Annotated in this window: 12 protein-coding genes; 11 read left to right on the forward strand and 1 reads right to left on the reverse strand. The window is 72.4% G+C overall.

Annotation, left to right across the window (positions count from 1 at the left end; translation table 11 throughout):
- The first annotated feature begins 59 nt into the window (after positions 1 to 59).
- From KV557_RS12680 to KV557_RS12730, 11 genes are all read left to right on the forward strand, one after another.
- Positions 60 to 1,832: an ABC transporter ATP-binding protein gene (locus KV557_RS12680; protein WP_218199953.1), complete on the forward strand. Its 1,773-nt coding sequence runs from the start codon at positions 60 to 62 to the stop codon at positions 1,830 to 1,832.
- A 177-nt stretch (positions 1,833 to 2,009) separates the two neighbouring features.
- Positions 2,010 to 2,255, forward strand: a complete 246-nt coding sequence (locus tag KV557_RS12685) for a LapA family protein (protein WP_218199954.1) — start codon at positions 2,010 to 2,012, stop codon at positions 2,253 to 2,255.
- Positions 2,256 to 2,332: 77 nt separating this feature from the next.
- Positions 2,333 to 3,052, forward strand: coding sequence for an amino acid ABC transporter ATP-binding protein (locus KV557_RS12690; protein ID WP_305148986.1), 720 nt, complete (start codon positions 2,333 to 2,335; stop codon positions 3,050 to 3,052).
- A gap of 39 nt (positions 3,053 to 3,091) precedes the next feature.
- Positions 3,092 to 3,958: a glutamate ABC transporter substrate-binding protein gene (locus KV557_RS12695; protein WP_218200009.1), complete on the forward strand. Its 867-nt coding sequence runs from the start codon at positions 3,092 to 3,094 to the stop codon at positions 3,956 to 3,958.
- Between the two features lie 13 nt (positions 3,959 to 3,971).
- Positions 3,972 to 4,616: an amino acid ABC transporter permease gene (locus KV557_RS12700; RefSeq protein WP_218199955.1), complete on the forward strand. Its 645-nt coding sequence runs from the start codon at positions 3,972 to 3,974 to the stop codon at positions 4,614 to 4,616.
- A complete protein-coding gene (locus KV557_RS12705) occupies positions 4,613 to 5,482 on the forward strand; it encodes an amino acid ABC transporter permease (RefSeq protein WP_218199956.1) in 870 nt (289 codons plus the stop codon). The genes KV557_RS12700 and KV557_RS12705 overlap by 4 nt, the downstream gene beginning before the upstream one ends.
- Before the next feature lie 152 nt (positions 5,483 to 5,634).
- Positions 5,635 to 6,540, forward strand: a complete 906-nt coding sequence (locus tag KV557_RS12710) for a LysR family transcriptional regulator (protein ID WP_218200010.1) — start codon at positions 5,635 to 5,637, stop codon at positions 6,538 to 6,540.
- Between the two features lie 191 nt (positions 6,541 to 6,731).
- Positions 6,732 to 7,313 carry a cysteine dioxygenase family protein gene (locus tag KV557_RS12715; RefSeq protein WP_218199957.1) on the forward strand — a complete coding sequence of 194 codons (582 nt, stop codon included), beginning with the start codon at positions 6,732 to 6,734 and terminating at the stop codon, positions 7,311 to 7,313.
- A 13-nt stretch (positions 7,314 to 7,326) separates the two neighbouring features.
- Entirely contained in the window at positions 7,327 to 8,412 is a 1,086-nt protein-coding gene (locus KV557_RS12720) for a YeiH family protein (RefSeq protein WP_256177341.1), read from the forward strand.
- Between the two features lie 99 nt (positions 8,413 to 8,511).
- Positions 8,512 to 9,240 (forward strand): spermidine synthase, encoded by a 729-nt coding sequence (locus KV557_RS12725; protein ID WP_218199959.1) that lies wholly within the window; start codon positions 8,512 to 8,514, stop codon positions 9,238 to 9,240.
- Positions 9,241 to 9,472: 232 nt separating this feature from the next.
- Positions 9,473 to 10,480: a TetR/AcrR family transcriptional regulator C-terminal domain-containing protein gene (locus KV557_RS12730; protein ID WP_218199960.1), complete on the forward strand. Its 1,008-nt coding sequence runs from the start codon at positions 9,473 to 9,475 to the stop codon at positions 10,478 to 10,480.
- Between the two features lie 150 nt (positions 10,481 to 10,630).
- On the opposite strand, the gene KV557_RS12735 is transcribed toward KV557_RS12730, so the two are convergent.
- The gene (locus tag KV557_RS12735; RefSeq protein ID WP_218199961.1) at positions 10,631 to 12,502 is read right to left on the reverse strand and encodes a hypothetical protein; all 1,872 of its coding nucleotides are present in this window, start codon (positions 12,500 to 12,502) and stop codon (positions 10,631 to 10,633) included.
- Positions 12,503 to 12,621: the final 119 nt, after the last annotated feature.

Consider the following 12,621-nt stretch of genomic DNA (forward strand, 5'->3'; position numbering starts at 1 on the left):
ACCCAACCATCGGACTGTTCAAGAGAGTTGAACCGCGCACGAGAGTTGAGGAGCGGGTCATGAAGCCCCCCGTCCATCACGAACAGGGGCCGGCCACCACCCTGCCGGTCGGCTCCCCGGTAGCCGTGCGCGCGTACCTGCGGTTGCTCGCCCGGCGGCACCGGGGCGGGTTCGCCGCCGTGGTGACGCTGCACTCGGTGGCCACGCTGGCCGGGCTGGTCGGGCCGTGGGTGCTCGGCACCCTGGTTGAGTCGCTGGCCACCGGCACCGTCGAGTCCGCCCTCGCGGCGGCGGTCGGCTGGTACCTGGCGGCGCTGGTGGTGCAGTCGGCGTTCACCTGGTGGTCGCGGATGCGCGGCGCCATGCTCGGCGAGCGGGTGCTGGCCGACCTGCGCGAGGACTTCCTGGTCCGCTCGGTCGCGCTGCCGACCGGCGTGCTGGAGCGGGCCGGCACCGGGGACCTGGTCTCCCGGGGCACCACCGACATCGACCGGCTGGACAAGTCGGTGCGCGAGGCCGTGCCCGAACTCGCCGTCGCCGTCGTGTCGTTGCTGCTGGTGCTGGGCGCGCTGCTGGTCACCTCGCCGCTGCTCGCGCTCACCGCGCTGATCGGCCTGCCGCTGCTGCTGGTCAGCTCCCGCTGGTACTTCCGGCGCGCGCCGCAGTCGTACCGCAACGAGTCGGCGGCGGACGCGGCGGTGAACGGCGTGCTGGCCGAGACGGTGGACGCCGGGCGGACGGTCGAGGCGCTGCGGCTGGGCGAGCAGCGGGTCCGGCTGACCGACCGCCGGCTCGCCGAGTGGCTCTCCTGGGAGCGGTACACGCTGTGGCTGCGGTCGGTCTGGTTCCCGACCATCGACGCGGTCTACACCGCGGCGGTGCTGGCCACCCTGGTGCTCGGCGGCCTGTTCACACTCCAGGGGTGGATCACCGTCGGCCAGTTGACCACCGGGGTGCTGTACGCACAGATGCTCACCGGCCCGGTCGACCTGATCCTGCGCTGGTACGACGAGCTGCAGATCGGGCAGGCCTCGCTGGCCCGGCTGGTCGGCGTCCGCGAGGTGCCCGCGCACGAGGGCGACGAGTCCACCTCTCCGGACGGCCGCCGGGTCGAGGCCAGGGACGTGCGGTTCGGATACCGCGAGGGCGTGGACGTCCTGCACGGGATCAGCCTGGACGTCGCCCCCGGGAGCCGGGTGGCGCTGGTCGGGCCGTCCGGAGCGGGCAAGTCCACCCTGGGACGGCTGCTGGCCGGGATCTACGCCCCCGGCCGGGGCAGCGTGACGCTCGGCGGGGCGGCGCTGGCGCGGATGCCGGCCGAGCGGGTTCGGGCCGAGGTCGCGCTCGTCAACCAGGAGCACCACGTCTTCGTCGGCACCCTGCGGGACAACCTGCGACTGGCCGCGCCCGGGGCGGAGGACACCGAACTGCGGGCCGCGCTGGACGCGGTGGACGCCGGTCATTGGGTGGCCGCGCTGCCGCAGGGTCTGGACACCGAGGTCGGCTCCGGCGGCACCGCGCTGACCCCGCCGCAGGCCCAGCAACTCGCCCTGGCCCGGCTGGTGCTGGCCGATCCGCACACCCTGGTGCTGGACGAGGCCACCTCGCTGCTCGATCCGCGCGCCGCCCGGCACCTGGAGCGCTCGCTCTCCCGGGTGCTGGAGGGGCGGACGGTGATCGCCATCGCCCACCGGCTGCACACCGCGCACGACGCCGACGTGATCGCGGTGGTCGAGGGCGGGCGGATCAGCGAGTACGGCAGCCACCCGGAGCTGGTCGCGGCCGGCGGCCCGTACGCGGCGCTCTGGCGCTCCTGGCGGGACGAGCGGTAAGGGGGCTGGCTGGTCAAGGGGGTGCGGCCCGGTTAAGGGGGCGTAGCCGGTAAGGCCGGTAAGGGGGCGCGGTCGGCTAAACCTGCGCGGGGCCGGATTACCCCGTGCGGGTTACTCCGCCCGCGCGGAAGGGCGCGTAACCGGGCAAACCGGGGCCCGGGCCCCCAGACTGCTCCGGTGACCAGAATTTCAGACGGCTCGTCCGGCTCCAAGCGCAGCGAGATCGGTGGGATCCCCACCCGGTACATCGGGATCGGCGTCATCGTCATCCTCGCGGTGTGGTTCCTGTTCGCCAACCTCGACAAGGTGAAGATCCAGTTCTGGGTCTTCACCGTCACCGCGCCGCTCTGGATCGCCCTGCTGGCCACCCTGGTGGCGGGCGGCGCGGTGGGCTGGCTGCTGAAGGGACGGCGCGCCCGGTGACCACCGACCCCGACCCCGGGCCCGGGCAGGCCGGGCCGACGCCGGGCGGGACCTCGGGGTTCACGCCGCTGATCGAAATGCGCGGCGTCAACAAGCACTTCGGGGACCTGCACGTGCTGCAGGACATCGAGCTGACGGTCGGCCGCGGCGAGGTCGTCGTGGTGATCGGGCCGTCCGGCTCCGGCAAGTCCACGCTCTGCCGGGCGATCAACCGGCTGGAGCCGATCGAGGCCGGCACCATCCTGATCGACGGCGAGCCGCTGCCCGCGGAGGGCAAGGGGCTCGCCCGGCTGCGCGCCGAGGTCGGGATGGTGTTCCAGTCCTTCAACCTGTTCGCGCACAAGACCGTGCTGCAGAACGTCTCGCTCGCGCAGATCAAGGTGCGCGGCCGGCCCAAGGCGGAGGCGGACGCCAAGTCCCGGACGCTGCTGGATCGGGTCGGGCTGGCGTCGCAGGCCGACAAGTACCCGGCGCAGCTCTCGGGCGGGCAGCAGCAGCGGGTGGCGATCGCCCGCGCTCTGGCGATGGACCCGAAGGCGCTGCTGTTCGACGAGCCGACCTCGGCCCTCGACCCCGAGATGATCAACGAGGTGCTGGACGTCATGCGCCGGCTCGCGCACGAGGGCATGACGATGGTCGTGGTCACCCACGAGATGGGTTTCGCCCGGGCCTCCGCCAACCGGGTGGTCTTCATGGCCGATGGCCGGATCGTCGAGGACCGCGCCCCGGAGGACTTCTTCAGCGCTCCCGAGAGCGAGCGCGCCCGGGACTTCCTGTCCAAGATCCTGAAGCACTGAGGCGGCGCCGTGACGAGGAAGACCACGCTCGCCGCCGTCATGCTGCTCGCGGTGCTGGCGGCGGGCTGCGGCAAGGCCGGCACCCCGCCGCCCAAGGGCCCGCAGGCCAGCCTGCTGCCCACCTACCAACTGCAGAACGCCGCCGGGATCACCGGTTCGCCCACCCTGGACGCGGCCCGCGGCCGGGGCCACCTGGTGGTCGGCGCCAAGGAGGACCAGCCGTACCTGGGCGAGAAGAACCCGGCCACCGGCCAGTACTCCGGCTTCGACATCGAGATCGCCAAGATGGTCGGGGCGTACCTCGGATTCGCCCCGGACAAGATCCAGTTCAAGACCATCGCCTCGGCCAACCGCGAGACCGCGCTGCAGAACGGCCAGGTGGACTACTACGTCGGCACCTACACCATCAACGACAACCGGAAGAAGCTGGTCGGCTTCGCCGGGCCGTACTACGTGGCCGGGCAGTCGCTGCTGGTGCGCAAGAACGACAACAGCATCCACGGCCCCCAGGACCTGAACGGCAAGAAGGTCTGCTCGGCGGCCGGCTCGACCCCGTACCAGCGGATCCAGTCGCAGTACCCGAAGGCGAAGCTGATCGGCTACGACACCTACTCGGCCTGCGTGGACAACCTGATCACCGGCCAGGTCGACACCGTCACCACGGACAGCGCGATCCTGCTGGGCTACGCCGCGAAGGTGCCGGACGAGCTCAAGGTGGTCGGCCCGCTGTTCTCGAAGGAGCCGTACGGGATCGGCACCCCGAAGAACGACACCGTGCTGCGGTACGCGCTCGACGACGCGCTGGCTCACCACGAGCAGAACGGCGACTGGAAGAAGGCCTACGACGCCACCCTCGGCCTCTCCGGGAACCCGGCGCCGACCCCGCCGCCGATCGACCGGTACTGAGAGAGGCCGCGCTGTGAAAACGCTGACCGACAACTGGTCGACCTACTGGGACGGCTTCCTCGGCACGCTCTTGCTGTTCGCGGTGAGCGCCGTGATGTCGCTGGTGCTCGGCGTGCTGATCGCGAGCTTCCGGGTCTCGCCGGTGAAGCCGCTGCGGGTCTTCGGCACGGCGTGGGTGACGCTGCTGCGCAACACCCCGCTGACTCTGCTGTTCTTCATCGTGGTGCTGGGCCTGCCGCGGTTCAACATCACGCTGCCCTTCTACACGTTCGCGGTGCTCGCGCTCGGCTGCTACACCTCGGCGTTCGTCTGCGAGGCGATGCGCTCGGGGGTCAACACCGTGCCCGTCGGGCAGGGGGAGGCCGCGCGCAGCCTGGGCATGACGTTCGGGCAGACGATGGGCCTGGTGGTGCTGCCGCAGGCGTACCGGTCGGTGGTGGCGCCGATCGGCAGTGTGATGATCGCGCTGGCGAAGAACTCGGCGATCGCCGGTTCGTTCAGCGTCACCGAGCTGCTGGGCACCTACCGGACCATCAACGAGTTGGGGTACAGCATCATCTGGACCTTCGTCTGGATCGCCGTCGGCTATCTGATCATCACCCTGGCCATCAGCGCCGTGTTCAACCTGCTGGAACGACGACTGGCGGTGTCGCGATGACCGTTGAATCCTCGGCACTGTACGACATCCCCGGCCCGAAGGCGCTCGCCCGGCACCGGCTGTACGGCATGATCGCGCTGGCACTGATCGCGGCGCTGATCGGGTGGATCGTCTACATGCTGTTCCACACCCACCAGTTCACGTACCAGAAGTGGATGCCCTTCGAGTACCGGGGCGTCCAGGACCTGCTGCTGCGCGGGCTCGGGAACACCCTGCGGGCCTTCGGCTGGACGGTGCTGTTCGCGCTGCCGTTCGGCGCGCTGTTCGCGGCCGGGCGGCTGTCCGACCACCGGGTGGTGCGCTGGTTCGCCACGCTGGTGGTGGAGTTCTTCCAGGCCATGCCGGTGCTGGTGATGATCTTCTTCGTGTTCGTCGCCCTCAAGGTGCAGCCCCTCTGGGCGCTGGTGGCCGGGCTGGTGCTGTACAACGGCTCGGTGCTGGCCGAGGTGTTCCGGGCCGGCGTGCTCGCGGTGCCCAAGGGGCAGCGGGAGGCGGCGTTCGCGCTCGGCATGCGCAAGACCCAGGTGATGACCTACGTGCTGGTGCCACAGGCCAGCCGGGCGATGCTGCCGGCCATCATCAGCCAGCTGGTGGTCGCGCTCAAGGACACCTCGCTCGGCTTCCTGATCACCTACGAGGAGTTCCTGCACGCGGGCAAGCTGATCGCCACCAACCTCGACTACGACCTGCCGTTCATCCCGGTGGTGATCGTGATCGCGCCGATCTACATCGGGATGTGTCTGCTGCTCTCGTGGCTCGCCCGCTGGGTCGAGCGGCGCAGCCGGCGCAGTCCGAGCGTGCGGGGTGGGGCGCCGGTGGCGAAGGCCGGGGTGGCGATGGGGCTGCCGCCGTCGGCGCAGCAGTGAGCCGGCCGGTGCGCCGCCAGTCGGCCGGGTGGGAAGGCTGGTTCGAGGCTGAACCATAGGTGCGGGTGGGGTCCGGTCCGACACCTCCAATTTCCTCTTATGATTGCGAGGGGGCTGGAGGCAGACGACCGGGCGGAGGGGCCATGGAGCCGGTGTTCGACTCGCGGCACATCAGGACGTTCCACGAGGTCGTCCGGGCCGGATCCTACTCGGCGGCGGCCCGCGAACTCGGCTACACCCAGCCCGCCATCACCCAGCAGATGAAGGCGCTCGAACGCACCGTCGGGGTCCCGCTGTTCACCCGGGCCGGGCGCGGACTGCGGCTCACCGAGGCCGGCGAGGCGCTCTCCCGGCACGCCGAGCTGATCCTCGGCAGCCTCTCCGCCGCCCAGCAGCAGCTCGCCGCGCTCGCCCGGCTGCGCACCGGGCGGGTCCGGGTCTGCGCCTTCCCCAGCGCCAACGCCACCCTGATTCCCGAGGCGATGGCCCGGCTGCTCGCCGAGCACCCCGGCGTGCGGGTCGAGCTGCTGGAGGCCGAGCCGCCGGACTCCGTCCAGCGGCTGCTGCGCGGGGAGTGCGACATCGCGCTGGCCTTCCGCTATCCCGGTGGCGCGACCGAGGTGCCGGACGGGCTGGACGAGATCCCGCTGATGGAGGACCTGCTCACCGTGCTGCTGCCGGTCGGGCACCCGCTCGGCCGCCGGCATGCCGTCCGGCTCGCCGACCTCGACGGCGAGCGCTGGATCGCCGGGTGCCCGCGCTGCCGTGCGAACCTGCTGCACGTGTGTGCGGAGGAGGGCTTCGCGCCGGACATCGTGTTCTCGACGGACGACAACCTCGCGGTGCAGAGCCTCGTCGCCGCCGGGGTCGGGATCGCGCTGATGCCCGCGCTCGTGCTCTCCTTCATGTGCCACCGCAAGGTCACCGGGCGGGCCGTCGAGCCGCACCTGCGGCGGCAGGTGAGCGCGTACGTGCTGCGCGAGCACCGGCGGATCCCGGCCACCGCGCTCGTCCTGGACCACCTGCGGCAGGCGGCGGCGAGCCGGGTGGGGTGCTGAGGCCGGTCGTGGGTGGGCTGATTGTGGTCCTGCCGGGGCTGAGTCGTTCCTGGGTGGGCTGATCGTGGTCCTGACGGGGTTGGGCCCGTTCCTGCTTGGGCTGATCGTGGGCGGATTCATAAGTGGACGTTGGGGGACGGCTTAAGAACCCTCGTTGGACGTGATAGGTCTGTCTGGCCGAATCTGCTGCCATGACACCCTCAGCCACGGTCGGCAGCGACCGGCTCACCGGGCGGATGGCCGCCCTGATCGGCGAGATCCGCGCCGTCGTGGACCGCGGCCTGCCACCGGAACTCACCGCGTACCTGGTCGGCGAACGCCTCGCCCCGCACCTGCTGGTCGACCCCAACGGGCCCGACGCGCTGCTCACCCCCGCCCAGTGCGAGGGTGACCCCGCGCGTTACCGGCAGCACGTCGTGCACGCCGAGGAGGACGGCGGCTTCTCCGTCGTCGCCCTCGTCTGGCTGCCCGGCCAGCAGACCCCGATCCACGACCACGTCTCCTGGTGCGTGGCCGGCGTCCACCAGGGCCAGGAGAGCGAGACCCGCTACCGGCTCGTCTCCGACGGGCGCACCGCCCACCTCGTCGAGACCGAGCACGTCGCCGGCCCGGCCGGCACCGTCGCAGCCTTCGCGCCGCCCGGCGACATCCACCTGGTGCGCAATGCGTGCAGTACCACGGCCATCTCCATTCACGTGTACGGCGCCGACGTCTCACGGCTCGGCACCAGCATCCGGCGGGTCTACCGGCTGCCCGCCGACCAGCAGCGGTGAGCGCGGCGTGGCACTGACACTCCGCGAGCGGGCCACCCGCACCCGCTCACTTCCCCCGCTCGGCGGGGACGCCCCCGGGCTGCTGCTCACCGCGGCCGGGGTGGCCGCGGCGCTGGCCGTCCACGCGGCCGTACCGGCCGTGCCCAAGCTCACCGCGGCCGTCGTGCTCGGCATGGCGGCGGCCCACCTGCCCGGGCTGCGCCCGGTGGTCCGCGGGGTGGCCCGGTCCGGGCTCTCGCTGGCCGGGAAGCGGCTGATGCGGCTCGGGATCGTGCTGCTCGGCCTCAAGCTCAGCCTGGGCGACGTCCTCGGCCTCGGCTGGGCCACCGTCGCCATGGTGCTCGCCGTGGTGGCGGCGACCTTCGCAGGCACGCTCTGGCTCGGGCGCAAGCTCGGGCTGCCCGGGGACCAGCCGCTGCTGGTGGCCACCGGGTACTCGATCTGCGGCGCCTCGGCGATCGGCGCGGTCAGCCAGGCGGCGGGCAGCGAGGAGGAGGACGTCGCCGCCTCCGTCGCGCTGGTGACGCTCTGCGGCACGCTCGCGATCGCCGTGCTGCCGCTGCTCCGGCACCCGCTCGGGCTCGGCGAGGCGGAGTTCGGGCGCTGGGTCGGCGCGAGCGTGCACGACGTCGGGCAGGTGGTCGCCACCGCGCAGACCGGTGGGGCCGGGGCGCTGCGCGAGGCCGTCCTGGTCAAGCTGATGCGGGTGGTGCTGCTGGCACCGCTGGTTGCCGCGGTGGCGGTCGCAGTGCGGCGGAGGCAGCAGTGGGTGAAGCAGCAGTGGGCGGAAGAGAACATTAGTGAAGATAGTTCTAAAGACTCGATCAAAAGCGGCAGTCGGCCGCCGATCGTCCCGCTGTTCGTGGCGGGGTTCCTCGCGATGATCGTCCTGCGGACCACCGGGGTACTGCCGGAGCGGGCGCTGACCCTGGCCGGGGACGCCCAGGAACTGCTGCTGGCCGCCGCCTTGTTCGGCCTCGGCAGTGCCGTGCACCTGCCGACCATGGTTCGCACCGGCGGGCGGATCGCCCTGCTCGGGCTCGGCTCCTGGGTGATGGTCGCGGGCGTCTCGTACGCCGGAGTACTGCTCACGACGTGACGGGAAACCCGGCGGGCGCGGGTGCGGGCTCCGCTATTGTCGGGCGGGTACTGGTCCTCCGGGACGGTCCCGCATTCGAGTTCGCCGAGGAAGGCGTATATGTCCACCGCACTGCCCGAACGGGACGGCCGCGAGGCCGTCGTCACGCTCGACCGGCGCGAAGGGCCGTTCGGCGAGGTGGTACTGCGGCAGCGTGGGCGGCACTTCGAGATCATCGCCAACGGCTGCTTCCTGATGGACACCGCCGACGGCCGCTCCGAGCGGCTGCTGATCCAGGCCGCGCTCGACGAGCTCGATCGCGCCGGCAGCAGCGGGAGTATTGGCGGCATCGTTGAGCGGCCCTCGGTGCTGATCGGCGGCCTCGGTGTCGGGTTCTCGCTCGCCTACGCGGTGGCCGAGCCGCGCTGGGGGCGGATCGCCATCGTCGAGCGCGAGACCGCGATCATCGACTGGCACCGGACCGGGCCGCTGGGCGCCTTCTCCGGCGGCGCGCTGGAGGACGAGCGGGTCGCGGTCCTCCACACCGACCTGCTGGAGTACCTGGCCGCGGCGGACGGCGAGCGTTACCACGCGCTGTGCCTGGACATCGACAACGGCCCGGACTGGACCGTCACCGACGCCAACGCCGGGCTGTACGGCCCGGATGGGCTCGCGGTCCTCTGGCACCGGCTCCAGCCCGGCGGGGTGCTGGCGGTGTGGAGCGCGCAGCCGTCCCCGGCCTTCGAGGAGGCGCTGCGAGCGGCGGGCTTCTCGGGCGTCGCCACGCACGAGATCCCGGTCTCCCGGGGCGTGCCGGACGTGGTGCACCTGGCCCGGCGCGCGGGCTGACCGCGAGCTGCGTTCAACTTCCCGGCTGCTTCAGGCCGTTGTCGACGGCGGCCATCAACTCGCTGTTGGTGGTGTCCCGTCGAAGGAGCAGATCATCGCGTCGGCCCACAGGCGCCAAATGGTAAAGATCTCTTGCCTGTTCGGTCCGCGGGTGGTCGTGCGGGTGTGGGGTGGGTGGGCGGCTGTTAGCCTCGGCCGTGGGTAGTGCACTAGTGCGGTGTGGAGGAGTGGCATGGCTGAGGGCGGGACGCCGTCGGGGCGGATCCTGGCCGAGCTGCGGCGGCGGATCACCAGCGGGGAGCTGGCGCCGGGGGAGCGGGTGCCGTCCACCCGGCGGATCACCCGGGAGTGGGGTGTGGCGATGGCCACCGCGACCAAGGTGCTGACCCGGTTGCGGGAGGAGGGGCTGGTCCGGGCGGTGCCGGGGGTCGGGACGGTGGTCGCGGCGGCTGGGGCTGCTGCTTCGGCTCCTGCTGTGTCGGGCGCCTCGGGTGCCTCGGGCGCGGCTTCGGAGCGGGCGTCGGGTGAGTCCGGGGTGCGGCGGGCGCGGGCCGGGGAACGGGACCTCACCCGGGAGCGGATCGTCGCGACGGCGGTGCAGGTGGCCGACGCGGAGGGGCTGACGGCGCTGTCGATGCGCCGGGTCGCGACCGAGCTCGGCGCCGCGACCATGTCGCTCTACCGCCATGTGCCCGGCAAGGACGACCTGTTGAGGCTCATGATGGACGAGGCGTTCCGCGAGGAGCCGCTGCCGGATCGGTTGCCCGGTGGCTGGCGGGAAGGCCTGGAGGCGGTCGCGCGGCTGCAGTGGCGGATCTACCGGCGCCACCCCTGGCTGGCGGCCACGATGTCGTTCACCCGGCCGGTGATGGCGCCGGACGTGGCCGTGCACACCGAGCGGTCGATGGCTGCGCTGGCCGGACTGGGGCTGGAGCAGGAGGAGATGGCCCAGGCCTCGGTCACCCTGGCGGCCTTCGTCTGCGGGCTGGCCGTTCACTTCGAGCGGGAGGCGCAGGCCGAGCAGGACAGCGGGATGTCCGCGGACGAGTGGATGGACCTCCAGGACGGCGAGGATCACGACCGGCTGATGGCGGACCCGGAGCGGTTCCCGATGTTCGACGCGCTGAACCGGGGTCCGGAGATCGACATGAGTCTGGACGCGCTGTTCGAGTTCGGGGTGGCGCGGATGCTGGACGGGATCGGCGCGGTGATCGAGCGGCGGGCGGTTTCGGGGGCGTGAGCGGGCCTCCGCGCGGGGCTGACAGCTGACAAGTAACAAGTAACAGATAACAGATGACAGCGAACAGAGTTTGTTATCTGTTATCTGTTATCTGTTATCTGTTCGCTGTCATCTGTTACCTGTCTGCCGTCGTCTGCCCGGCGGGGCGGCTCAGCCGAACGGGCTGGTCTCCGGCCCCGGGGTCGCTGTGGTGTCGGTGGCCGGGGTGGCGTCCGGGAGGGGCGGGAGGGTCTCCGGGGCGAAGGGGTTGAAGTCCGGCGGGGGGATCATCACGGGCGTGCCCTTGAGTAGGGGCGCCTCCTCCACCGGGGCGGCCTCGGCCGGGGCGGGGATGCGCGGTGGTGCCGAGGGCGGTGGCGGGACGGCCGGCCCCTGGGGCGCGAGCGTGGTGCCGAACGGGTCGCTCGGCTGGTCGGCCGCCGTCACCGTCCCGAACGGGTCGGCGGCTGCGGCGGTCGCGAAGGTGTCGGTGGCCGGGGTGGTGTCCGGGAGGGGCGGGAGGGTCTCCGGGGCGAAGGGGTTGAAGTCCGGCGGCGGCACCATGACGGGCGTGCCTCGGAGCGCGGGGTCCTCCTCGTCGGCCGACTCCGTTGGCGCCGGCGGGAGGGTCTCGGGGGCGAAGGGGTTGAAGTCCGGCGGCGGCACCATGACGGGCGTGCCTCGGAGCGCCAGGTCCTGCTCCTCGGCCGTCGCCGCGTCGGCGAGCTGCGCGAACGGGTTGAAGTCCGCGGGCGGCTCGGGGGCCGGTACGTCCGCCGGCTCCTCTGCCAAGGGGGCGGAGGTGCGCACGGGCACGCCCGTCCCCCCGTCCCAGCCGAACTGGACGCTCTTCAGCAGCTCCGCGAACGCCTCCGTGTACAGCTCCCAGTCCTCCGGCTGCGCCGTCGAGAGCTGGACGCAGAGCACCGAGACGCCGTCCGGCAGCGGGACGAACGCCTGGACCACCGAGGTGACCACCCAGCGCCGCTGCCCGTCGGTGGCCAGCGCCCCGGGCACCGGGACGGTCCGGCCCTCGACCAGGACGGCGGCCGGCCCGGCCGGCAGCAGGACCGTCCACACCTCGGCGTGCCGCCGGACGGTGGCGAGTTCGGTGGCGAGCGCGGTGATCGGCAGCGGGTGCCGGGCGAGCGAGACGACGAGGGTGGCCTCGGTGGCCCGGCCGTCCGCCTCCAGTGCGCAGACGCCCGCGTAGACCGTGCCCGAGGCGTGGACCAGGTCGGCGAGGGTGGCGGCGATGACGGCGAAGTCGCGGCGCGGGGCCTGATCGGTCGCGCTGAACAACTCCTCGGCGACCTCGGCCAGATGAGCGGTCAGCTCGTCGGCCGCGGCGGCGGCCGCCGGGTCGGCGCCGTCCGCCCCGGCCGGCAGCGGGGGCACCGTACGGGCGGAGACGCCCGCCGGGCCGCCGGGGGAGGTGAGTGGGTGGAAGCCCGGCGGGACGACCAGCCGGACCTCGGTACCGGCGCCGGTGGCCAGTTCGACCGGCTGACGGGTCTGCTGACCGCCCGCCAGCGCGGCCAGTGCGGGCGCGAACGGTGGGCGCAGCTTGGGGTCGGCGATCTCGCCGGTGACGGGCAGCTGGAAGAGCGCGGCCGAGGTGGTGCCCCGGTCGGCGATCGCGCCGCGTACGGCTCCGCGGCCGTAGCGGGCCAGCAGCGCGGTGGCGGCCCGGTCGGCGAGCGGGGCGCCGGTGCCGGGGCGGGCCGTGCCGGCGGTGATGACGGTGCCGAGCCGGGGGAGGGCCGCGTGTACCGGTCCGTTGGGCGCGAGCGGCAGGCCGAACAGCGCCTCGGCGGCGGGGTGTTGGTCCGCCCCTGAGGCCGCCGAGGTCCCCGAGGTCCCCGAGGTCGGCAGGGCGCTCAGTGAGGCCACCGGGTGGCGCGAGGTGCGCTCGTCGAGGAGGGCGTCGGTGAGGGTGCCGAGGGTCGCACTGACCTGCTCCGCGGCTGCGAAGGGGTTGGCCTCCGCGCTGAACTGGCCGTCCGTGAACTGGCCGTCGCTGAACTGGCCGTCCTGGGTCAACTGATGAGCCCCCCGCTCTGCTCCGTCTGAGGTCGGTGTCCGGGTGGGACCGGGCGCGCACTCGGCGGCGCGCCGTCAGATCCGTGGTCATTCCTATCAGAGGCCGCCGTCACCGCAGA

The sequence above is a fragment of the Kitasatospora aureofaciens genome (assembly GCF_019192735.1).
Lineage (GTDB): Bacteria > Actinomycetota > Actinomycetes > Streptomycetales > Streptomycetaceae > Kitasatospora > Kitasatospora aureofaciens_A.